The organism is Actinacidiphila sp. bgisy145, from assembly GCF_057708125.1.
In genome coordinates this window covers 1-22,032 of the sequence record NZ_JBYIRL010000027.1, presented here as the reverse complement: position 1 = coordinate 22,032, position 22,032 = coordinate 1, and the positions used below count along the sequence as shown (strand labels likewise).

19 protein-coding genes and 1 pseudogene are annotated in these 22,032 nt (G+C 73.4%); 8 read left to right on the top strand and 12 right to left on the bottom strand.

The features are described from left to right. Nucleotides 1-87: 87 nt before the first annotated feature. Nucleotides 88-1,221, bottom strand: a complete 1,134-nt coding sequence (locus AC3ERT_RS23495; protein ID WP_435176618.1) for an FAD-dependent oxidoreductase — start codon at nucleotides 1,219-1,221, stop codon at nucleotides 88-90. Between the two features lie 247 nt (nucleotides 1,222-1,468). Here AC3ERT_RS23495 and AC3ERT_RS23490 point away from each other — a divergent pair, with 247 nt between their 5' ends. The 3 genes and pseudogenes from AC3ERT_RS23490 to AC3ERT_RS23480 all read left to right on the top strand — a co-directional run. Next, nucleotides 1,469-2,107 (top strand): TetR/AcrR family transcriptional regulator, encoded by a 639-nt coding sequence (locus tag AC3ERT_RS23490; protein WP_435176616.1) that lies wholly within the window; start codon nucleotides 1,469-1,471, stop codon nucleotides 2,105-2,107. A gap of 175 nt (nucleotides 2,108-2,282) precedes the next feature. Next, the gene (locus tag AC3ERT_RS23485; protein ID WP_435176614.1) at nucleotides 2,283-3,200 is read left to right on the top strand and encodes a recombinase family protein; all 918 of its coding nucleotides are present in this window, start codon (nucleotides 2,283-2,285) and stop codon (nucleotides 3,198-3,200) included. A gap of 46 nt (nucleotides 3,201-3,246) precedes the next feature. Continuing rightward, nucleotides 3,247-3,996 (top strand): annotated as a pseudogene (locus tag AC3ERT_RS23480) (magnesium and cobalt transport protein CorA); the annotation flags it as partial. Between the two features lie 31 nt (nucleotides 3,997-4,027). Here AC3ERT_RS23480 and AC3ERT_RS23475 read toward each other — a convergent pair. The 4 genes from AC3ERT_RS23475 to AC3ERT_RS23460 form a co-directional block, all read right to left on the bottom strand. Then, nucleotides 4,028-6,409: a glycoside hydrolase family 65 protein gene (locus tag AC3ERT_RS23475; RefSeq protein WP_435134232.1), complete on the bottom strand. Its 2,382-nt coding sequence runs from the start codon at nucleotides 6,407-6,409 to the stop codon at nucleotides 4,028-4,030. Next, nucleotides 6,406-7,146, bottom strand: coding sequence for an HAD family hydrolase (locus AC3ERT_RS23470; protein WP_435176612.1), 741 nt, complete (start codon nucleotides 7,144-7,146; stop codon nucleotides 6,406-6,408). The genes AC3ERT_RS23475 and AC3ERT_RS23470 overlap by 4 nt, the downstream gene beginning before the upstream one ends. A 90-nt stretch (nucleotides 7,147-7,236) precedes the next feature. Further along, nucleotides 7,237-7,956 (bottom strand): NAD(P)H-binding protein, encoded by a 720-nt coding sequence (locus AC3ERT_RS23465; protein WP_435176610.1) that lies wholly within the window; start codon nucleotides 7,954-7,956, stop codon nucleotides 7,237-7,239. A gap of 44 nt (nucleotides 7,957-8,000) precedes the next feature. Beyond that, the gene (locus AC3ERT_RS23460; protein WP_435134227.1) at nucleotides 8,001-8,465 is read right to left on the bottom strand and encodes a MarR family winged helix-turn-helix transcriptional regulator; all 465 of its coding nucleotides are present in this window, start codon (nucleotides 8,463-8,465) and stop codon (nucleotides 8,001-8,003) included. 143 nt (nucleotides 8,466-8,608) lie between these two features. On the opposite strand from AC3ERT_RS23460, the gene AC3ERT_RS23455 reads away from it, so the two are divergent. Further along, a complete protein-coding gene (locus AC3ERT_RS23455; RefSeq protein WP_435176608.1) occupies nucleotides 8,609-9,898 on the top strand; it encodes an MFS transporter in 1,290 nt (429 codons plus the stop codon). Here AC3ERT_RS23455 and AC3ERT_RS23450 read toward each other — a convergent pair. The 5 genes from AC3ERT_RS23450 to AC3ERT_RS23430 all read right to left on the bottom strand — a co-directional run bounded on the left by AC3ERT_RS23450 (nucleotide 9,826) and on the right by AC3ERT_RS23430 (nucleotide 13,841). After that, nucleotides 9,826-10,245 (bottom strand): GNAT family N-acetyltransferase, encoded by a 420-nt coding sequence (locus AC3ERT_RS23450; RefSeq protein WP_335982616.1) that lies wholly within the window; start codon nucleotides 10,243-10,245, stop codon nucleotides 9,826-9,828. The genes AC3ERT_RS23455 and AC3ERT_RS23450 overlap by 73 nt on opposite strands. 255 nt (nucleotides 10,246-10,500) lie before the next feature. Continuing rightward, nucleotides 10,501-10,905 (bottom strand): DUF2795 domain-containing protein, encoded by a 405-nt coding sequence (locus AC3ERT_RS23445; RefSeq protein WP_335982574.1) that lies wholly within the window; start codon nucleotides 10,903-10,905, stop codon nucleotides 10,501-10,503. A 253-nt stretch (nucleotides 10,906-11,158) separates the two neighbouring features. Continuing rightward, nucleotides 11,159-11,917, bottom strand: coding sequence for a G1 family glutamic endopeptidase (locus AC3ERT_RS23440; RefSeq protein WP_335982572.1), 759 nt, complete (start codon nucleotides 11,915-11,917; stop codon nucleotides 11,159-11,161). A gap of 287 nt (nucleotides 11,918-12,204) precedes the next feature. Continuing rightward, nucleotides 12,205-12,795 carry a cysteine dioxygenase gene (locus AC3ERT_RS23435; protein ID WP_335982570.1) on the bottom strand — a complete coding sequence of 197 codons (591 nt, stop codon included), beginning with the start codon at nucleotides 12,793-12,795 and terminating at the stop codon, nucleotides 12,205-12,207. Continuing rightward, complete coding sequence (locus AC3ERT_RS23430; RefSeq protein WP_435176606.1) at nucleotides 12,792-13,841, bottom strand: amidohydrolase family protein; 1,050 nt, start codon at nucleotides 13,839-13,841, stop codon at nucleotides 12,792-12,794. The genes AC3ERT_RS23435 and AC3ERT_RS23430 overlap by 4 nt, the downstream gene beginning before the upstream one ends. 94 nt (nucleotides 13,842-13,935) lie before the next feature. Here AC3ERT_RS23430 and AC3ERT_RS23425 point away from each other — a divergent pair, with 94 nt between their 5' ends. Next, nucleotides 13,936-14,952 carry a LacI family DNA-binding transcriptional regulator gene (locus AC3ERT_RS23425; RefSeq protein ID WP_435134218.1) on the top strand — a complete coding sequence of 339 codons (1,017 nt, stop codon included), beginning with the start codon at nucleotides 13,936-13,938 and terminating at the stop codon, nucleotides 14,950-14,952. 106 nt (nucleotides 14,953-15,058) lie between these two features. Here the strand turns inward: AC3ERT_RS23425 and AC3ERT_RS23420 are convergent, their stop codons facing one another. Next, entirely contained in the window at nucleotides 15,059-18,592 is a 3,534-nt protein-coding gene (locus tag AC3ERT_RS23420; RefSeq protein WP_435176604.1) for a phosphodiester glycosidase family protein, read from the bottom strand. Nucleotides 18,593-19,318: 726 nt separating this feature from the next. Here AC3ERT_RS23420 and AC3ERT_RS23415 point away from each other — a divergent pair. The 3 genes from AC3ERT_RS23415 (at nucleotide 19,319) to AC3ERT_RS23405 (ending at nucleotide 21,785) form a co-directional block, all read left to right on the top strand. After that, complete coding sequence (locus AC3ERT_RS23415; protein WP_435176602.1) at nucleotides 19,319-20,467, top strand: glycoside hydrolase family 3 N-terminal domain-containing protein; 1,149 nt, start codon at nucleotides 19,319-19,321, stop codon at nucleotides 20,465-20,467. Nucleotides 20,468-20,530: 63 nt separating this feature from the next. Next, a complete protein-coding gene (locus tag AC3ERT_RS23410; RefSeq protein WP_435176714.1) occupies nucleotides 20,531-21,055 on the top strand; it encodes an NlpC/P60 family protein in 525 nt (174 codons plus the stop codon). A 7-nt stretch (nucleotides 21,056-21,062) separates the two neighbouring features. Beyond that, nucleotides 21,063-21,785, top strand: a complete 723-nt coding sequence (locus tag AC3ERT_RS23405) for an MBL fold metallo-hydrolase (RefSeq protein WP_435134207.1) — start codon at nucleotides 21,063-21,065, stop codon at nucleotides 21,783-21,785. Nucleotides 21,786-21,831: 46 nt separating this feature from the next. On the opposite strand, the gene AC3ERT_RS23400 is transcribed toward AC3ERT_RS23405, so the two are convergent. Continuing rightward, a partial coding sequence (locus AC3ERT_RS23400; RefSeq protein ID WP_435176600.1) for a substrate-binding domain-containing protein occupies nucleotides 21,832-22,032 on the bottom strand: 201 nt, incomplete at its 5' end.

The following is a 22,032-nucleotide window of genomic DNA, read 5'->3' as shown; positions in this document are numbered from 1 at the left end:
ACGACCTGCGCCCCTGCGTCACCGGGGGTCTGGCCCGGCCGTGCCATGGGGCACGTGGTGCGTGTTGGAACGGGTGGGGTTGGGTGTTCAGTTGGAGTCGTCGTCCGGGGGGCCGGGGAACCTGGTGCCCATGAGTTGTTCCGCGCCGCCTTCGAGGAACTTGGCGGTCTCGTTTGCGCGGGGGAGCATGGTGGCCTCGTAGGCGCGGATGGCGTCGGCGACGGTGTCGTTGTCGGCGATGGCCAGGGCGAGTTCAGCGGCGTCGAGCATGGCGTAGTTGACGCCGACGCCGAGCGGCGGCATGAGGTGGGCGGCGTCGCCGAGCAGGGTGACGGTGGGGTTGGATTCCCAGGTGGTCGGGACGGGCAGTGCGAAGATCGGGCGGTCCACGTAGCGGCCGTCGTTGTCGCTGATGAGTCGGCGCAGGGCGGGTGACCATGCGGCGTACTCCTCCAGCAGGCGGGCGCGGATCGCGGCGGTGTCGTCGATGGTCAGGCCCATGTCGGCGAGCCAGGCCGCCGGGACACGGCGGATCAGATAGACGCGGATGTGGTCGCCGCCGTTGCGCTGGGCGAACATGCCGCGCTCGCCGTCGCCCGAAGCCGCGCTGCCCTGACCGACCAGTGCGGAGATCTCGGGATGGCGGGCCTCGACGTCGTCGAACCATGCCTCCAGGAAGCTGACGCCGGTGTGAGCGGGGACGGCGGGGGACACGACTGGTCGGACCCGGGAGAAGGCCCCGTCGGCGCCGATGACCAGGTCGGCCTCGACGGTGGTGCCGTCGGTGAAGTGCAGCAGGCGCGGGCCGTCCGCGGGTCCGCTGACGTGGTCGAGGCCACGGCCCCACTGGACGGTTCCGGGCTGGACGGAGTTCAGCAGCAGGTCGCGGAGCACGCCGCGGTCGATCTCTGGCTTGAAAAGCTCCCCCTCGGCGGGAATCTTGTGATCGACGATCTCGCCCGATGACGTCATCTGCCGCATCTCCTGCCCTTCGGGGCGGGACAGGGCGAAGAACTCGTCAAGGAGACCGGCCTCGCGGAGCGCGATCTGTCCGTCGTCGTCGTGCAGGTCCAGGCTGCCGCCCTGGTTGCGGGCGTCCGGGCCGCTGTCGCGGTCGTAGACAGTGGCGCTGACGCCGTGCTTCTGCAGGATGCGCGCGCAGGTCAGGCCGCCGGGGCCGGCTCCAACGATGGCGATACGGGGGGTGGTACGGGTGTTCATGGTGATGTCCGATCAGGAGGGTGAGTGTCTGCCGCTAGTCGCGGGCATCGAATGGGGGGGCAGAGTGCGGCTGATGTCGCCTGGGGGTACCGCCTTCCTGACCTGCGGACGGCGGGTCCACCTTCTGCACGGGGATGGAGGCCGCCGCTCAGTGCGTCACGGCCACCATTTCAGGAGAGCACACCAAAACGATTAATGCAACAGCTCTACTTTTGGAGCAAGGAAACCATTGCGGTAGAGTAGCCCTATGCCCGACACCACCACGCAGGACAACGCCGCACCGGCCCCCGTCGGTCGCCGTGAACGCAAGAAGGCGGCCACTCGGCAGGCCATCGCCGACGCCGCCCTGCGCCTGTTTCTGGATCGTGGCTACGACAACGTCGGCATCCGCGAGATCGCCGATGCCGCAGACGTGTCGACCGCCACCCTGTTCAAGCACTTCGCGGCCAAGGAAGCGCTCATCTTCGACCGCGAGTCAGACCTCGAATCCGGCCTCCTGGCCGCCGTGCGCGAGCGCCCCGCAGGGCAGTCCGTCCCCGACGCCCTGCGCGAGCACGCCCTGCGCCACCGCCGGTCAGGCCCCGCCGCCGATCCGCGCTTCACCACCTTCCTCGACCTGGTCAACGACACCCCTGCGCTGCGCGACTACCACCAGGCCATGTGGCTCCGCCACACGGCCGCCCTCGCCTCGGCCATCGCCGAGGAGAACGGACTCCCGGCCGACGACCCCGCGTGCACCGCCCTGGCCCACTTCGTCCTCGAAGCCCCACACGCCGCCCGCGGGCACTCCGACCCCGACCAGGTCATCGCAGCCGCCTTCGACCTGCTGAACCATGGATGGCGCGCACTCACTCGCCCGGGAAGCGAAGACCAGGGCGCGCGCTGAGCAAGCGACGGCCCTGTCGGCAAAGGATCGTTTGACGACAGGCGGACGGCACGTCCAATGAACCCTTGGAATCCGGGGGTTCGAGGCGGCGCGAATCCAATCAGATCCGATGGTGATTGCTGACAGGGTTTGACGACAGATAGGGTCCGATCCTCCGTACGGAAGGGGCCCTTCGGTGGCGAACCTGGTCTACAAGCGGGTCTCGACCGACCAGCAGTCCACCGCCCGGCAGGACCTCGTCCTGGCCGAGGCCGGGATCGAGGACCCGGTGGTCTTCGAGGAGGACCCGGGGACCTCCAGCCGTCTCCATCCGCTCCAGCGTCCGAAGTTCGGCGAGCTGCTGACGTACGCGCGGCCGGGTGACACCGTGCACATCTCCGAGATGTTCCGCCTCGTACGCGGCAACCAGCACATCCTCGATGTTCTTGACGTCCTGCACCGCGACCGTCTCGCGCTGCGCATCCACGACGGCGCGTTCTCCGCGATGGACCTCACCGCCCGCCACCCGCGCACCGGTGAACTGCTGTCCACCGTGAAGTTCATGGTGCAGACCCTCGCCGCCGCCGGCGAACTCCAGCGCGACCTCCAGCGAGAGCTGACCTACGACGGACTGCGCGCCGCCGAGGCCAAGGGCAGCAAGGGCGGACGCCGACCCGCCGTCCCGGCCGCGCAGACCGTCGGCGTACGCACCGCGTACCTGGAGGGCCGGTCCATCGCTGCCCTCGCGCGGGAGCACGGCGCCAGCCGCGGCGCGATCCGCACAGCCGTCGCCGATCTCCTGCCCGAGCACACGGCTGGCGACCCGGGCGTCCCGGCCCCGGAGCTGCCGGTCGTCCTCGACATGCCCGGCAAGGTCGCCGACTACCTCCGCACCACCGAGCTGGAGCCCGCCGAGCGGGCGGCGCTCGACCAGGGCGTGACCGTACGGCGCGGCCAGGGCTACACCCTGCGCGTCAGCGCCGTCCCCGCCGTGCACCGAGGGCTCCTCGCCCGCTGCCAGCCGCTCGACGGTGGCCAGGGCCTCCCCGCAGTCCCGGCCCAGCGCAAGGCCCGCCGCGAGTACGAGAACCGGGTCAGCGCACTCACACCCTGACCATGATCGTTCTCGGCGCCAACCGCTGTACCGATGTTCCCCGAGGCCGCTGTTCGCCGTGCTGCGGCCGCTGCGCTACGACGACGCCAAGGGCACCGTGGGCGCCAGCGAGCTGATGGTCTTCCTCGGCGACGCCTTCGTGGTGACCATCCGGCACGGCGCCACCGGCGCGGCGGCCGCGGCCCGCACCCGGCTGGAGAAGGACCCGGCGATGCTCAAGCACGGCCCGGTCGCGGTGCTCCACGCGATCTGCGACAGCGTCGTGGACGACTACCTCGACGTCGCGACGGAACTCCAGGTGGACCTGGAGGAACTGGAGGAGCGGGTGTTCGCGCCGGTCGGGGGCGACTCCGCCCGCACCGCCGCGACCATCTACGCCTTCAAACGCCAGGTGCTGGAGTTCCGCCGGGCCACCGGCCCGCTCGCCGAACCCATGGCGCGGATGGCCGCCGGCGGCATGCCGTACACCGACCGGCGCAGCCAGCCCTTCTTCCGCGACGTCGCCGACCACCTCACCCGGGTCACCGAGGCGGGCGAGTCCCTGGACCGGCTGCTGTCGGACATCCTGGCCGCGCACCTCACCCAGGTCGGGGTGCGGCAGAACGACGACATGCGCAAGATCTCCGCCTGGGCGGCCATGGCCGCGGTGCCCACGATGATCGCCGGCATCTACGGGATGAACTTCCAGCACATGCCGGAACTCCGCCAGGTCTGGGGCTACCCGGCGGTGCTCGCGCTGATGGTCGTGGTCGTCCTGGTCCTCTACCGGCTCTTCAAGCACCGCGGCTGGCTGTGAGGAAGAAAATGGGGACCTCACCGTCACGAACTCACGAACGCACGCCGTGCTGCCCCGGCGCCTGGCTGCGCCGCCGCGGCGCCCGCCCCGGCGGCTGCTGGGGCGCCTCGCGGTGCACCACCTCCGGCAGGTCCCGCACCACCGGGTGCTCGGCGGTCAGCGTGAACGGCTGCTCGTAGTGCAGGATCTCGATCGGCTCCCCGGCGGCCAGCGCGTACGTCGCCGAGGTCCGCTTCACCTCCACCCGCAGCCGCCGCCCCCGGAAGTCCAGCCGGAACGCCACCCGGCTCAGCGCGTCCGGCAGCCTGGGCGCGAACCGGATCGAGTCGCCGTTGAACAGCCGCATCCCGCCGAACCCGGCCACCAGCGCCGTCCAGGTGCCGGCCAGCGCCGCGATGTGCAGCCCGTCCCGGGCGTTGTTCTCCAGGTCCTCCAGGTCCATCATCGCGGTCTCGCCGAGGTAGTCGTACGCGAGCTGGAGGTGCCCGACCTCCGCAGCGATCACCGACTGGCAGTACGCGGAGAGCGAGGAGTCCCGTACGGTCAGCGGCTCGTAGTAGGCGAAGCCGCGCGCCTTCTGCTCCGGTGTGAAGGCGTCGCCGCGCAGGTACATCGCCAGCACCAGGTCGGCCTGCTTGACGACCTGCTTGCGGTACAGGTCGAAGTACGGGTAGTGCAGCAGCAGCGGGTAGCGCTCGGGGCCGGTGGCGTCGAAGTCCCAGCGCTGGTGCCGGGTGAAGCCCGCGGACTGCTCGTGGACCCGCAGGTCCTCGTCGAAGGGCACCGTCATCGCCGCGGCCGCGTCGCGCCACGCGGCGGTCTCCTCGTCGGTGATGCCGAGCGCGGTCGCGTGCCGCGGGTGGCGCTCGGCGGCGTCGGCGGCGGCCACCAGGTTCGCCTGCGCCATCAGGTTGGTGTACGCGTTGTCGTCGCAGACCGCGCTGTACTCGTCCGGTCCGGTCACGCCGTCGATGTGGAAGGCGCCGGCGTGGTCGTGGTGGCCCAGCGAGCGCCACAACCGGGCGGTCTCCGCGAGGAGTTCGAGCCCGGTCTCGGCCTCGAAGGCGTCGTCGCCGGTGGTCGCGACGTACCGCACCACGGCGTCGGCGATGTCGGCGTTGACATGGAAGGCGGCGGTGCCGGCCGGCCAGTAGCTGGACGCCTCGTCGCCGTTGATGGTGCGCCAGGGGAAGGTGGCGCCCTCCAGGCCCAGTTGGGCGGCGCGCTCACGGGCGGCCGGCAGCGTGGTGTGCCGCCAGCGCAGCACCTCCGCGGCGGCCTGCGGCGCGGTGAACGTCAGCAGCGGCAGCACGAACGTCTCCGCGTCCCAGAACGTGTGGCCGTCGTACCCGGAGCCGGTCAGGCCCTTCGCGGGGATCGCCCGCTGCTCGGCGCGGGCGGCGGTCTGGAGCACGTGGAAGAGCGCGAACCGCACCGCCTGCTGGATCTCGGTGTCGCCGTCGACCTCGACGTCCGCCCGCTCCCAGAAGTCGTCCAGGTAGGAGCGCTGCTGGTCCAGCAGGCCCTGCCAGCCGGTGTCGCGCGCGCCCACCAGCGCCGCGTCCGCCTGGTCGCGCAGCGCCGGCAGTGAGCGCGTCGCCGACCAGCCGTAGGCGACGAACTTCTCCAGCCGCAGCCGCTGCCCCTTCTCCAGCACGCAGGTGACGGTCAGCCGGCTGACGTCCTCGCCGGCCTCCGAGGAGATCTGCGTGGTGCCCTTCGGGCCGTCCACCCGGTGGTCGGCGGCCGCGGCGACCCGCAGTTCGCTGCGGGTGGTGGAGTGGATCAGGCCCAGCCGGGTGCCGGCGGCGAAGTGGTCCTCGGAGACCAGCGGCGACTCCAGCGCCGCGGCCACCCGCGGGTCGCCGGTGGTGCGGGGGATGTCCTCGTTGGCCGCCAGCTCCGACTGCACCACCACGCGGACCTGCTCGTCCAGCGGCTCCACCTCGTAGGCGATCGCCGCGACCGCGCGCTGCCGGAAGGAGACCATCCGGGTGGAGCGCACGCGCACCGCGCGGCCGGCCGGCGAGACCCACACGCACTCGCGCTCCAGCACCCCGGCCCGCAGGTCCAGTTCCCGCTTGTGCGAGCGGATCGTGCCGTAGCGCAGGTCGAACGGCTCGTCGTCGACCAGCAGCCGGATCAGCTTGCCGTTGGTGACGTTGATGACGGTCTGGCCGGACTCCGGGTAGCCGTAGCCGGCCTCCGCGTACGGCAGCGGGTGCAGTTCGTGCAGTCCGTTGAGGTAGGAGCCGGGCAGGCCGTTCGGCTCGCCCTCGTCGAGGTTGCCGCGCCAGCCGATGTGGCCGTTGGACAGGGCGAAGACCGACTCGCTCTGCGGCAGCAGGTCGAGGTTGAGTTCGCACTCGCGCAGCGACCAGGGCGCGACCTCGTAGGCCGGATCGGTGATCACGCGCTCCTCCCGATCAGGTCGGACAGGTCCTTCACCACGGTGTCGGCGCCGTGCCGCCGCAGCTCGTCGGCCTGGCCCACCCGGTCCACGCCCACCACGTAGCCGAAGCTGCCCTCCCGTCCGGCGTCCATCCCGACCAGCGCGTCCTCGAAGACCGCCGCCTGACCGGGATCGAAGCCCAGCTGCTTCGCCGCCGCCAGGTAGGTGTCCGGCTTGGGCTTGCCGCGCAGCCCCTGCTCCTTGGCGGTCAGGCCGTCCACCCGGACGTCCATCAGGTGCTCGATGCCCGCGGCGATCAGGACGTCCCGGGTGTTGGCGCTCGACGAGACGACCGCGGTGCGCAGCCCCGCCGCCCGCACCGCCTGCACATAGCGGACCGAGCCCTCGTACGGGGTGACGCCCTCGGCGCGGATCTTCGCCAGCACCAGGGCGTTCTTGCGGTTGCCCAGGCCGTGCACGGTCACCGCGGACGGCGGATCGTCGTCCTCGCCCTCGGGCAGCTCGATGTCGCGGGAGGCGAGGAAGGTGCGCACCCCGTCCGCGCGGGGGCGGCCGTCGACGTAGCTGTCGTAGTCCGCGGAGTCGAAGGGGCGGAAGCCGTCGCCGTCCCGGTCGTGCAGGAAGGCGTCGAACATCTCCTTCCAGGCCGCGGCATGCACCAGCGCCGTCGGCGTCAGCACACCGTCGAGGTCGAAGAGGCAGGCACGTACTCTGCTCGGAAGGCCGATCTGCGTCATGCGCACCATGTGCCCCCATACGGCGGCAAACATGCCCTTTGCGAGTGAAGTCCCCTCGGCTCGCCGAATTCCGCCGCCGAGGGCGGGCCGTCAGGCGCCGAGCCGGTTGATGTCCGGGCTGTGCAGGACGTACGGCTCCTCGCCGTCGAGCCGGGTGACGGCCAGCATCGCCCGGCCGAGCGCCTGCGTGGTCGTCACGTGCCGGGGTGCGAGGCGCCGCAGCAGCGGGTAGAGCCACGACCCGGCCCCGTAGAGCACGCGGTACCAACCGGTGCGGGAGCGCTCGCCGTGCAGCGGCTGGACCCAGCCCGGCCGGAACATGTACGCGTGCATGTCCATCGCCAGCAGCGCGTTCTCGGTGCGCCCCTTCACCCGCGCCCAGCCCGAACGCCCCTGCTCGGTGCTGTCGGTGCCTTCGCCGGAGACGTAGGTGAAGGTCAGCCCGGGGTTGCCGGCGGCCACGGTGCGGGCGGCCGCGAGCGTGCAGTCGTAGGTGATCCGGGTGTAGTCCTGCGAGCTGTGCCCGGCCGCGGACACGCCCAGGCAGTAGAAGCACGCGTCCGCGCCCGCCAACTGCCCGGCGACCGCGGTGAAGTCGGTGAAGTCGTCGTGGAAGACCTGGCGCAGCTTCGGGTGGGCGGCCGCGAGGGGGCTGCGCGCCACCGCGAGCACCTCGGTCACGTCCGGGTCGCGCAGGCACTCGCGGAGCACGCCCTGCCCGACCATCCCCGAGGCACCGAAGAGGATCACCTTCATCGCGGTGCGTCGCCGCCCTTCCTGCCGTCCGCCGTCGCGCCCAGTCTGCCCCACCCGGGGCGGGAGATGCGCAGCCGTTGTCCGGGGCGGTCGGGCGGTCAGAGTGTCGACGGGCGGCGGATCTCGGCGAGCGCGGACACCAGGGGCGCGAGGGCGGGGTCGGTCGCCGCCTGGTCGAGGGCCTCGCGCAGCGCCTCGTTGTTCGTGGGGCGGGCGGCGGCGAGCAGTTCGCGCCCGGCCGGGGTGACGTCGGTGTAGATGCCGCGGCGGTCGGTCGGGCACAGGTAGCGGGAGAGCAGCCCGCGCTCCTCCAGCCGCGTCACCAGCCGGGTGGTCGCGGACTGGCTGAGCACCACCGCGTCGGCGACCTGCTTCATCTGGAGGTGGCCGCCGTCGCCGTCGTGCTGCCGGCTGAGCACGTCCAGCAGGGAGAACTCCCGCACGCTCAGCCCGTGGCCGGACTGGAGGGCCCGCTCGATGTGCGTCTCGATGCGGCCGTGCAGCAGGGACAGGGCGCACCAGCTGTCGGCGAGCGCGGTCAGTGCCGGGTCCGTGGCGGTCATGGGCCAATTGTAGCGCGTTTGCAAATAACCAGCGCGCGCAAGTATTGTGGGCGCTGGCTAACCGCGCCAGCCTGCTAGTCGGGCGGGCGGTCTCCCCTGATGTCCCTGCCGTCCCCCTGCCGTCCCCTCGAAAGGCCCTTCCCATGCCCCTCGCGCTCCTGGCCCTCGCCAGCGGGGCCTTCGGCATCGGCACCACCGAGTTCGTCGTCGTCGGCCTGCTCCCGCAGATCGCCGGGGACTACGGCGTGTCCGTGCCCACCGCGGGCCTGCTCGTCACCGGGTACGCGCTCGGCGTCGTGGCGGGCGCCCCGCTGATGACCGCGCTCGGCACGAAGATCTCCCGCAAGCGGATGCTGATCCTGCTGATGGGGCTGTTCGTGGTCGGCAACCTGGTCTCCGCGGCCGCGCCCGTGCTCGCGGTGATGCTCGTCGGCCGGGTGGTCACCTCCCTCGCCCACGGCGCGTTCTTCGGCATCGGGTCGGTGGTCGCCTCGGAGCTGGTCGCCCCGCACAAGCGGGCCGGCGCCATCGCCATGATGTTCACCGGGCTGACGGTCGCCAACGTCGTCGGCGTCCCGCTCGGCACGTTCGTCGGGCAGAGCGCGGGCTGGCGGCTCACGTTCGTGCTGGTCGCCGGGCTCGGCGTGCTCGGGCTGCTGGGCGTGGCCAGGCTCGTCCCCGACCTGCCCCGGCCCGAGGGCGTACGGCTGCGGCACGAGGTCGCGGTGCTGCGCGAACCGCAGGTGCTGCTCGCCATGGCGATGACCGTGCTCGGCTTCGGCGGCGTCTTCGCCGCCATCACCTACCTCGCGCCGATGATGACCGACGTCACCGGCTACGCCGACGGCTCCGTGACCTGGCTGCTGGTGCTCCTCGGGCTGGGCATGGTCACCGGGAACCTGGTCGGCGGCCGGTTCGCCGACCGGCACCTGATGCCGATGCTGCTCACCGCGCTGGCCGCGCTCGGCGCCGTCCTGGCCGCCTTCACGCTCACCGCGCACGACAAGACCGCGGCCGCGGTGACCGTCTTCCTGATCGGCGTGCTCGGCTTCGCCACGGTTTCGCCGCTCCAGAAGCGGGTGCTCGACCAGGCCGCGGGCGCACCCACCCTCGCCTCTGCGCTGAACATCGGCGCCTTCAACCTCGGCAACGCGCTCGCCGCCTGGCTCGGCGGGCTGGTCATCTCCGCCGGCCACTCCTACACCGCGGCGAATTGGGTGGGCGCTGCGCTCACCGGCGCGGCCCTGGTGCTGGCCGTGGTCTCCGCGGCGCTGGAGCGCACCGGACGCCGCTCCGCCGCCGCGGTCCAGGGCCGCACGGTGGTGAGCCGTACGGTCCCGGCCCCGGCGGCGGACGGCGGTCAGCGCCCGGTGCGGGCCGAGACGTCCAGCGACAGCGCGGTGGAGTGCGCGGCGAACCCCAACGCCCGGTAGAGGCGCTCGGCCTCGGGTGTGGCGTGCAGGTCCACCCGGGTCACGCCGCGCGCCGCGAACCAGTCGAGCAGCGCCTCGGTGACCGCCCGGGCGTAGCCGCGGCCGCGGTGGGCGGGGTCGGTGCAGACGTTGAAGACGAAGCCGAACAGGCCCGCCGGCGACGAGGGCGACGGCAGCCGCCGCTCGATGGTGCCCACCGCGCACGCGGCCAGGCCCGCCCCGCCCTCGGCGTCCACCACGAACACGCCCGTCGCGGGCTCGGGGCCGGCCAGCTGGGCGGCGAGCTGCCGCCGTGCCTCGGCCTCCCAGGGGCCCGGCCGGTCCGCGCCGGTCATCGCGGCGAACATCACGCGCCGCAGCCGGACCACCTCGGCCGCGTCCGAGGGGCGCCCGGCCCGTACGGAGGCGGTCCGGGCGCCGTGCGTCCCGTCCGCCTCATCTGCCCTGTCTGCCCTGTCCGCGCCCGCAACGGGCGCCGGCTCACCAGTCATACCGAGAATGTAGGCCGTGCGGCCGGACGCCCGGGACGGGGGAGGGCGGCCCCGCCCGGGCGGGTGGCGGTCCGGGCACCGGTACCCGCGGCCGGGTTCGGGTGCCCGCGGTCAGTCGCGGTGGTTCTCGACGCCGTAGCCCAGCGCCTGGACCACCGCCTGGACGTTCGGGTAGACCTCGTCCGGCGGCAGGGCGGCGACCCGGTCCACGAGGGCGTCCGGCGCGCTGTGGCGGTGGAGCGCGCCGAGCAGGGCGCTGCGGCGGGCCGGGTAGACGCTGCGGTCGAGGTGCCGGGCCAGGTCGTTGCGTACGTAGACGCCCTGCGGCGTCATCCCGGCGGGCGCGGCGCCGCCGCGGGCGGGGGCGGTCAGGGCCGGGTCCTGGTCGGAGGGCTGGGGCTCGGCGAGCTCCTCGTCGGCCTGTACCGCCCGGTTCGCCCGCAGCGCGTCCTGAAGTTCCCGCTTCAGCTCGTCGTCGCGGGCGAAGCCGGTCTTGTTGGTTCCCTGGTCCGTCATGCGGTGATGGCCTCCCTGGTCGATCGCCGGGCGGCGCGGTGCTGAGGGTTGCGCGCCCGGCCGGGGCTGGGCTCCATCGGGTACCCGACCGGTACGCCCCGAAACCACCCCCTCCGCTCTCGCCCTCCCGCCTCGCCGGCGGGCCGTACGCAAGCCACCCGGCCCCGCCCGGGGCAGGTCCGGGCGGGGCCGAGGGCGTGCGCGGGCCGCGGTCCTCACGGGGTGCGGCGTCGCCGGGGGGATCAGCGGCGGCTCAGCTGTGCTTCCAGGTCACCGAGAAGTTCTCGCTGCTGCTCAGCGAGGAGGTGCTGGCCTTCGTGGTGCTGCCCGAGACCATGTTGATCTGGTCGGGGGAGAAGTTGCCGATCGGCTGGCCGTTGGCGGTGGCGCCGGTGAAGGACGCGGTGCCGAAGTTCGACAGCGGCAGCACGCCGCTGGAGCTGGAGGGCGCCTCGGCGATGATCTCGGCGGACGCGTTCGACAGGCCGCTCTGCGTCTTCGTGGTGGTCTTCGTCCACCCCTGCGTGGTGTCGGACAGCTTGAGCGTGTAGGTGGTGCCGCTGACGCTGACCGTCGAGGTGAAGTGGTCGCCGGCCTTGACCGTGTTGCTGTAGTTCACCGGGTAGGCCGGGTACATCTCGTACCACGCGTAGTACTCGGCGGTGCCGCCGTAGCAGTCGCCCTCGCTGCCGGTCTGCTCCACGGAGTTGCTGCCGTCGCCGTCCAGGCCGATCCAGAACGACGAGTACGTCGTCGAACTGGAGCAGCTGACCGCGGGCTGCACCCAACTGGACGAGACGCTGGTGAAGGTCTGTCCGGTGGCCGCGTAACCGGCCCAGTTGGAGCTGCTGCTGTGCTCGATCCGGCCGTCGGGGCCGATGAGGCGGTGGCTGCCGACCGGTGCCTGGAAGACCGTGGGGGCGGCGCTGGCCACGGCCGGTGCGGTGGCGAGGGCCGACAGGACCGCCGCGCTGACGGCTGTTGCGGCGGTGAAGCGCTTCGTTGCCGACATGCTGCTCCTTCTCGCGGGTCTCGCGGTACGGGCGTTGACTGGCGGCGGTCAGTGGGGTGCGCGTGCCGCCAGTGATTGACAGTGTGCAGACAATCACTGGTGGTGCGGCACTGGTTCGTGCCAACGATCGGCAAAGACCGCGCCAAGTACCCCGAGGTGAACGGGGTGTTCGACGCCAAACCGGGCAACTCGCCGCACCGGCGCGCGAAAAGCGGCGCGCAAGCGGATGTCATCGCTCCGCTTGTGCGCCGCCCTCGCTGCCGTCCGACCAGGTGTCAGGCCAGGCGTCAGGCCATGTCGTCCAGCGGGCGCAGCTCGTCGGCGTACGACACCGAGGTGCGCCGCAGGATGCCGGTGCGGCTGACGGTGTACTGGCCCATCCTCCACAGCGGCGGCGAGTACGCGTGGATCGACACGCTCCCGGCGTCCAGCCCGGTCAGCCGGTGGATGTGGTCGGGGCCGAAGCAGTAGACCTGCCCGGCCGGGACCTCGGTGGCCAGGCTCGGCACGCCCACCGCGAGGTTGTGCTCGACCAGGGCGCCCTGGGTGACCGCGACGGCGCCGGAGGATATGTCGTGGTCGTGCCAGCCGGTGTCGTTGCTCGGCGTCCAGCACAGCACCCAGACGTCCACATGCGCGTCGCGGTGCAGCGAGACGTAGTGGCGCCGGTCGTCGGAGAAGAGCACATGGCGGCGCCACAGCGCGGGGTCGGCCGCCACGGAGCAGGCGAGCTCGAGGAGTTCGCGCTTGTCGAGGTCGCGGCCGGGCAGCGTGTCGAGGCCGATCGACGGCGACACGCCGAGCCAGGGCTCGGCACGCTTGACCGGGGCGGTGTCCTGGTCCTCGGGCGACGGCAGGGACGACGGCGGAGCGGTCACGGACTGATCCCTTCGAGTAGGTGCAGCGGGTTGGCGACGCGGACGGCGTACTCCGCCGCCGCGCCCAGTCGGGGGTCGGCCGCCGTGGCGTACGGGCGGTCGCTGCCGAGGACGAGCGCGTCGATGCCCAGCACGCGGACCACGGCGTCCAGCGCCTGGCGGCCGTAGGAGGAGGTGTCCACGAAGACGCCCGGGTCCAGGCGCAGCGGGCCGCCCCCGCGCATGGCCGCCCGCTCGTGGTGCACCGGGGCGAGGCCGGCCGCGGCGGCGAAGCAGATCCGCAGCCGCGGGAGGAGGGCGCGCCCGGCGGTGTGCCAGGCCCACCACGCCGCCTGGAGTTGGGCGGTGTAGCCGACCACGGCCGCCCACCAGGCGGGCAGCGGCTCGGCGGCGGCGGACGCGGAAGCCGGTGCCGGCTCCGGCCCGGGGTGGACCAGGACGGGTTTGCCCGCCGCCTCGGCCACCGCGAGCAGCGGCGCGAGGCGCTCCAGCGCCCGGGGCGTGGCCATCGCGCCGGCGGGCACCTGGAGCCCGACCAGGCCGCGGGCCGCGGGGCCGGCGGCCGAGGGGGCCGCCGAACCACCGGGCGGGGCCGGGTCGTCGAGCAGCGCCGCCAGCGCCCGCGGGTCGGGCGCGGTCAGTTGCGCCGACGCCCAGCCGGTGAACGGCTCCGGCAACTCCCGGACCCCCGCGTGCCAGGCGTCCAGCAGCGGAGCGGCCTCCTCGGGCGGCAGCAGTTCGATGCCCAGCGGGCTCGACAGCGACACCGCCACCCGCCGCAGGCCCGGGTCCAGGCGTACCCGCAGCGCCGGGTCGTGGTCCTCGGGCCGCACCTCGTACGGCGGTTCGCCGGCCAGGTGGAGCGTCCAGCCGTCCAGGCGCGGCGGCCGGGAGCGGGCGCGCAGCAACTCGACGAACCCGGCGGGCCACAGGTGCTGATGCACATCGGTGGGCCCGGGGGCACCGGGGGCGTCGGCCGGTGCGGCGGGGACGGCGGAGCGCGCGGGGTCGGGAGTGCCGCCGGGGGAGCGACCGTAGCCGGACAATACCCTCCTCACGTCGACTGATGCGCTTCAGTTAAGCGCCTCAGTGAAGCGCTTAACTCCACGCGCCGTCAAGTGCGCCCCCTAGACTGGACGCGTGCCGCAACGACCAGCGAGGGTCACCCAGCGCGATCTCGCCGAGGAGACCGGGCTCTCCACCGCCACGGTGTCCTACGCGCTGCGTGGGATGCAGGTGCCCCCCGAGACCCAGCAGCGGGTGCGCGAGGCCGCCGAACGGCTCGGCTACCAGGCCGACCCGATCGCCCGCGCCCTCGCCTCCGGCCGCACCGGCTACATCGGCGTGCTCTGCCGCTCCCTGACCGACGTGTGGCAGCAGGCCACCGCCGCCGCGCTCGGCCGCAAACTGCTCGGCGACGGCCGGCACGCCCTCATCGTGGACGCCTCCAACGACCCCGCGCTGGAGGCCACTCTCGCCTCCCAACTCGCCGATCAGCGGGTGGACGCGCTCATCGTGCTGCCGGTGGACCCGGCCGCCGCGCACTGGGCGGAGGTCGCCGAGCGGACCGTGCTGATCTCCATCGGCGACGGGCTGCCCGGCGCCGCCGCCCACGCCGAGGTCGTCTTCGACAACGAAGCCGGCCTCACCGACGCGCTCCACGGCCTGGCCGCCGCCGGGCACCGCCGGATCGCGGTACTGACGCCCGGCGGGCTGACCACCCCCGACCGCCCCGCCGAGACCGTGGCCGAGCAGGTGGCCCGCCGGCTCGGCCTGCACGTCACGCTGCACCGCTCCCCGCACGACCTGGACGGCGCCGCCGCGATCGCCCGCGCGGTGCTGACCGGCCAGGACCCGCCGACCGCCTTCCTGTGCATGGCCGACTCGATGGCCTACGGCGTCTACGCGGGCGCCCGCGAGCTGGGCATGGAGGTGCCCGCCGACATCTCGGTCGTCGGGTACGACGACCACCCGCTCTCCCGCCTGCTGACCCCGCCGCTGTCCACCTACCGCTGGCCGGTGGAACTCCTGGTGGACCTGGTGGTCGAGCGCACCGTCAAGGCGATCACCTCCGGCCGCCGCAGCCGGCGCCGGGTGCTGCCCCCGGCCGCCCAGCCGCGCGGCTCGGTCGCACCGCCCCGGACCCCGCACAGCTGAGGGCGGCTGCGGCTGAGGGAGACCGCGTGCGCCCGCCGCACGCTCCCGCGCCCGAACGGGCCCGGCCCGCGCGGCCGCCCGACGCGCCCGGGCGGCCGCGCCCGGGTCACCGGGCCGTCACCGCCACCGTCGCGGTGCCGGTGATCCCGCCCGCCGTGACGCTGATCCGCGCGGTGCCCGCGCGGTGGCCGGTCACCTCGCCGGTGGCCGCGTCCACCGTCGCGACACGCGGGTCCGAGCTGGCCCAGCGGCGCGAGACCGGGTCCGTGACCGGGACCTGAAGCGCCGTCAGGTCGTCGCCGGCTATCGACGTGCCGGTCGCCGTCAGCTGCTCCTTGCCGCCGGCCGCCAGCGACGGCGCGGGCGCGGACACCGCGACCGAGGAGAGCAGCGGCTGCACCGCGAACTGCACGGTGCCGTCCGGCAGGACATGGAACAGCCCGTAGTTGAAGAACCCGCCCTCGTCGGGTGTCGCGTACGGCGGGGTGCCCAGGTCGGCGACCACGAAGTTCGGCACCCCGTCCGGCCCGTCGGTGCCGTCCGGCTCGCGCAGGTCCTCCGCGAAGCCGCGCGCGTGCCCGAACATCATCAGCACGTGCACTGCGGGATGCGTGCGCTGGTACCGCTGCACCAGCGCCTCGTACATCTGCGCCTCCCACCGGTCGGTGAACTGGCTGTCCGCCCGCGGGTGCGGGTCATAGGCAGGCGTGTGGGTGACGACGACCGCGACCTTGCTGGTGTTCTCGGTCAGCTGCCGGGCCAGCCACTGGTACTGCGACCCGCCTTCGTCGGGCACCTGGTAGGCGTCGGAGGCGGTGATGCCGATGTGCCCGCTGTCGGTCACGATCATCCGCGCCGCGCCCGCGTCGTAGGCGTAATGCGTCGGGCCGAAGACGCTGGTGAAGTCGCCGTTCTCCGGGTCGGCGCCCTGGGTGATCTCGTGGTTGCCGACCGCGTCCCGGTAGGGCACGCCGAGGCCGTCGAGCAGGGTGCGCAGGTTCGTCAGGTCGCCGGTCGTCCCGTTGTCGGACATGTCGCCGAGCGCCTGCACCTGTTGGGGCCGGGCGGCGGCAGGCAGCGCCCCGAAAAGGCCGGGCAGCGACTTCAGGGCCACCGTGCCCGTCGCCCCGGGCGTGGCCGCGGTGGTGTGCGCGTCGTCGAACGCGGCGACCGTGGTGCCGCCGGGCCGGAAGGACGACACGTCGGTGAACCGGAGCCAGGACGGGTTCTTCGGGATGGCGGTGTACGCGGCCGTCTTCGGCGGGCGCGGCGAGTACAGCGCCTCGAGGTCCGCGAGGTGGACGTCACCGGTCAGGTCCGCGCCCGGCCTGATCGTCACCAGCCCCAGGTAGTTGATCCGCAGCGGGTACTGAAGGCCCTGCGGCAGTTTCGCCACCACGTACTGCCAGCCGTCGAAGGTGATGCCGGTCGGGTAGAAGCTGGTCGGCTGGTTGCTCGCCTGCCAGATGCCCACGTTGAGGGTGACGATGCCCGGCGTGAGCCCGTCGCCGGGGCGCGAGGCGAGGTCGGCGTTGCCCTTCACCCACACGCCGAGCCCGATCGGCGCCTGGTCGCCGCCCCGCAGCGGGATCTGCTCGCTGTCCGGGTCGTTGAGGTAGACGCTCAGGTCGTAGGTGCCGGTCTTGTCCGGATAGGTGTAGTGCACGTCCATGGAGCCGCTGTCACCCGGCGCCGCGGTGGTGGCGGAGTCCAGGGAGATGCTGCCGTTGGTGGTGGAGTGCGGCCCCGGGCTGGGCACCTTGCGCGGGTAGACGTTCATGTAGTCGCTGGTCACCGACCACTTGGACAGGTCGGTGAGCGGGTCCACCGGGACCGTGGTGGAGCCGACCGCCAGCGACGCGGTGGCCTTGGCGCCGCCCGCGGCGGCCGTGACGGTGGCCAGTCCGGTGCCGGCGGACGCCGCCGTGAAGGTGCCGTCGGCGCCGACCGCGCCCAACTCCGGCTTGTCCACGGACCAGGTGACGGCCGACGGCGGCAGGCTGACTCTCGCACCGCCGCTCGCGGTCGCCGTCGCCGCCAGTGCCTGCGATGCTCCGTTGCCGAGGTCGGCCTGCGCCGGTGTCACCGCCAGCGTGTGCAGGGCGCCGACCACCGACAGCGGCACGGAGGAGGCGACACGGCCCGAGCGGATGTGCAGGGTGCCGCGGCCGGGCCGGCCGGCGAAGGCCAGCGTGGTGCCGTGCACCGTGGCGAGGCCCGGCGGGCTGACGCTCAGGAAGACCGGGTCCGCCGCCGGGTTGTCCGCCGTGTCCAGCGCGTAGGCGGGCACGTCCACGGAAGTGCCGGCCAGCGCCGTCAGCGGCTTGCCGCCGTTCACCACCGCGTGCGCCGCGGGACCGGCCGCCGCCTCCCGGCTGTAGAGGAACAGGCCGTTGGCGACGGGCCGTTCGTGGCCGTCCGACGGCGTGTTGAGCACCGACGCCCGGTCCTGCCCGGGGAGCCTTCCGACCATCTGGGTCGAGCCGCCCCCGTCGAAGAGGATCGCGTCATAGGCGCCGTGCTGCATCATCCAGCCGGCCAACTGGGGCCGGGTCAGGCCCTGCGCGACGCTCTCGGCCTGGTGGCCGTCGAAGGCCGCGAAGATCGCGTGCCTGCCGTCCTTGGTCACGCCGACCGCCGTCACCGGGTTGTCGACGTTGTTGTCGCCGCCGGCCTGGAGCGGCACCGCGCGCTGACCGTCCTTCACCAGGACCGCGCCGCCGCTCAGCGCCTGCACCACATCGCTGTCCGGCCCCAGCGTGTCCGTGGTCGCGACCTCGTCGCCCGCGTGGACATGGGCGGCCAGCCAGTCCCCGTACGCGGCCGAGCCGACCAGGTCCTCCTGGCCGTCGGCGAGTTGGGGCAGGTCGGTGACGCCGCTGCGCACCGTGTCCACCGTCAGCGTGGCACCGTCGGCGCCGAGCCGGCCGGTGACGACGGTGGCCGCCGCGATGGACGCCGGGCCCAGGTCGGGCGTGACCCGCAGCAGCGCGCCCGCGCCGAGGTCGTCCACCGCGTTGACCCCGGTGAGCGCGGTGCTCGCCGCGCTGGTCCGGTCGGTGAGGGTGCCGGTGTACGTCTCGGTGCCGATGCCGATGCTCCCGTCGCGGCGGACCCAGAAGTCCGCCGGGCGGCTCGGCTCGGGGCTCTTCAGCAGCCGCCCGTCGCGCACCACCATGCCCTCGGGCCGGCCGCTGGCGTTGATCTCGAAGAAGTCGCCGTTGATCCCCGCGACCGCGCCGGTGCGCCGCGCCATCGAGGAGGGCACCTCGTCGGACGGGTCGGTGAGGCGGTCGTGCGACTCCACCACGCCGAGCCGTACGTTCCGGTCGGTCAGCGACACGTCGAGGACCTGCGCGCGCTGCGCCCCGCCGACCGTTTGCAGCGTGTCGGAGTAGTGGTCCACCCCGTGGGTCAGGGTGCTGGGCGCGGTCGTCTTCTCGTCGACCACCAGCGGCCACTGGTCGGGGGTGGGCGGCAGCCAGGACGACGCGGCGCCGTCCGCGCGGGTGCTGGCCGCGGCGGTCGCGGGGCTGCCGCCTGCCGCGAGCAGCGTGGCGCACACGGCGGCCGCCACCAGCGCGGCCAGGGTCCGTGCCGCGCGTCTCGGGCGGCGTGGGCGGTTCAGGAACTGGGCCATGAGTCCTCCGGGCGGGCCTGCCGCCGGCCCGCCCGGACCATGGCGGCCCGGCGGTCCCGGCCGTCGCGGCCTGTCGTACGGGAACGGTGCGGTGGTGCGCCATGCAGTGTGGACGGCCCGGGCCGCATCCGGATGTCGGTGAGCCGACGGCAGGATGAGCAACAGGAGCCGGAGCGCGCCACACGTGGCGAACCCGGGCACATTATGGCCCCGTGTTCGCAGAAATTGTCCGTGCACCGCCAACTCGGTGGGGGTGGGTGCGGCCGAACTCCCTTGGCACGCCCGGCTCCACCGGGGCGGCCGCGTCTTCGCCTCCGACGCCCCGGGCGCGGCGCGCGCGGGCCCGCGGACCAGGGGAGCGCCCCTCGCCCCGGCCGGACGGGCCCTCTCCCCGACCTCGGCCTGCCCCGACCTGACTGGTGACGTTCCGTATCGCATTTCATCGCTCTGTGTCATGACTCCACGATGACGCATGGCCGGGGCGTCCCGCGCAATGCCACCCATCCGGCTGTGGACAACTCCCGCGAGGCCCCCGCCCGTGAAGGTTCCGCCCCCTGAATCCGCGCCGGAAACCGCGTCGCCGCAGGTCCCGAACGCCGCCTTTGGCGTAGGCCATTGGCGTTCGCCGGAGCCCTTCCGGGCCGTGGCGGGAAGGGCGTACCGTCCCGACGGTGTCATGAACGCTGCACAAATCCCGCGCCCCCACACCCACGGGAAGAGGCACCCATGGACGCACCACGCAGCCTGCCCGTCCGCCGCCGCACGGTGCTGGCCGCCGCGGGCGCCGCCGTGGCAGCCGCCTCGGCCGGCGCCACGAGCGCCGCGGCAGCCGGGCGGACCCGCGACCGAACATCCGCCGCCCCCACCGCGCTGACCGCCCGTCAGACCGCGGGCCAGCGGGTGATCTACTCCTACCCCGGGCTCACCGTGCCGAGCGCCCTGCTGGCCACGATCAGCGCGGGCGAGGCAGCCGGAGTGATCTTCTTCGGTGAGAACATCTCCAGCGAGAGCCAGATCGCCGCCGTCGTGCAGCAGCTGGCGGCGGCCAACGCGGCGAGCCCGGTCAAGGCGCCGCTGCTGCTGATGACCGACCAGGAGGGCGGCGAGGTACGCCGCCTGCCCGGCGCCCCCGCCCTGTCGGAGAAGCAGGTCGGCGAGGCCGCGCAGCCGCAGACCGCAGCCACCCAGGCCGGCACCGGCGCCGGCACGAACCTGGCCGGCGTCGGGATGAACGTCAACCTCGCGCCCGTGCTCGACGTCTACTACACGGCCGGCAACTTCGTCGACAAGTACCAGCGCTCCTACAGCAGCAGCGCGAGCACCGTCTCCACCCTCGGCAAGGCGTTCATCACCGCCCAGCAGGCCACCGGCGTCGCCGCCACCGCCAAGCACTTCCCCGGCCTCGGCGCCGCCACCGCAGCCCAGGACACCGACGCCGGCCCCGTCACCCTCACCCAGAGCCTGTCCAAGCTGCGCGGCGTGGACGAACTCCCGTACCAGGCCGCGATCGCCGCGGGCGTCCGACTCGTCATGGTCTCCTGGGCCGTCTACCCCGCGCTCGACGCGACCGCACCCGCGGGCCTGTCCGCCACCGTGGTCCAGCAGGAGCTCCGCGGCCGGCTCGGCTACACCGGCGTGACCGTCACCGACGCCCTGGAAGCCGGTGCGATCAGCGCCTCCTACGACACCGCGCAGCGCGCCCTGCTCGCCGCGGGCGCCGGGATGGACCTGTTGCTGTGCTCCGCCCGCGACACCTCCCAGGGCGACGACGCCGCACAGGCCCTCGCCGGCGCCTACACCAGCGGTCAACTCCCCGCCGCCGCCTTCGACGCGGCGGTCCAGCGCGTCACCGCGCTGCGCACCTCCCTATCCTGAAGCCGGGGCCGCTTCCCGCGCCCCACCCGAGGAAGCGAGGTGGCGACCACGCCCGACGATCAGCTGCCCGACCCGGTCCAACCCGGCCCGGTCCAGCCCGCTCCGCTCAAGCCCGACCCGCTCCAGCCCTCCGCCCAATCGGACCCGCACCCCCACCCGCACCCGGCCCACCCCCTCCTCTCCCTTCTCCCGGCCCCCTTCTGGCACGTCCCCTACGCCGGCGCCCGCCACCCCGGCTCCGCGGCCGTCGCGGCGCTGCCCGGCCTCGCCGCGGGCGCCAACTGCCAGCTGTACGCCTACGCGGTGCTCGCCCACTTCGGCCGCTCCCTGCCCGCCCTGCGCTCCAGCGACCTGTGGGAGGACACCCGGCACACCGTCCAAGTAGCGCAGGCCCGCCCCCTCGACCTGCTGCTGTTCAACAAGGACGGCGACGCGTACGGCGCCCACGTCGGCGTCTGCGTGGGCGACGGGCAGGTCCTCCACCTGTGTGCGGAGGTCGGGCGACCCGCGGTGTGGGGAACGGCCGACTTCGCCGCGCGCGAACGCTACCGCTTCCTCGTCGGCGTCAAACGGCTCCGCGCGGCATGATGAGCCGATGAGCGACGACATCGCGGTACGCCGTCTGGACCTGGGGTACTTCGTCCGTCCCGCGGTCGAGACCGGCGGCCGGGAACCACGCGTCGAGCCGGTACTGGCCTACCTCGTCCGCCACGAGGCCGGGCTGCTGCTGTTCGACACCGGCATCGGCGCCGCCGACCCGGAGACCGAGGCCCACTACCGGCCCCGGCGCCGGGAGTTGGCGGCCGCGCTCGCGGACGCGGGGGCCGGCCTCGCGGACGTGGCGCTGGTGGCCAACTGCCACCTGCACTTCGACCACTGCGGCGGGAACCCCTCGCTGGGCCGTACGCCGATCCTCGTCCAGGCGTCCGAACTGGCCGCGGCGCGCGGCGAGGACTACACGTTCGGCGAGCTGGTGGACTTCCCCGGCGTGCGCTACGAGGAGTTCACCGGCGAGGCCGAGGTGTGGCCCGGCGTGTGGATCGTGCCGACCCCGGGGCACACCGAGGGCCACCAGTCGCTGGTGGTACGCCGACGCGACGGCACCGTGGTGCTGGCCGGCCAGGCGCACGACTTCGCCTCCCACTTCACCGCCGGCCACCTCGCCCGTCAGGCCGCGCTCGACGGCGTACCGCCCCCACTGCCCTCCTACCGCCCCTGGCTGGACCGGCTCGCCGACTTCGACCCCCGCCGCGTGCTGTTCGCGCACGACGCCGCCGTATGGGAGCCGACCCGCCCGGGCCCGGCCTCGGACGGGTGAGCGATCGGCACCGCGCGTCAGGACCCCGCGGTCCGGCCGGGCCGCGTCACCCGCGTACCGGGCTGGTGGAATTGCGGACGACCAGTTCGGGGGCGTGCAGGAACTCGCTGGGCGTGGAGCTCTCGCCGGTGATCTGGTTGACGAGGAGGGCGACGGCGGCGCGGGACATGGCTTCGATGGGTTGGCGCAGGGTGGTGAGGGGTGGGTCGGTGTAGTTCATGAAGGCGGAGTCGTCGTAGCCGATGAC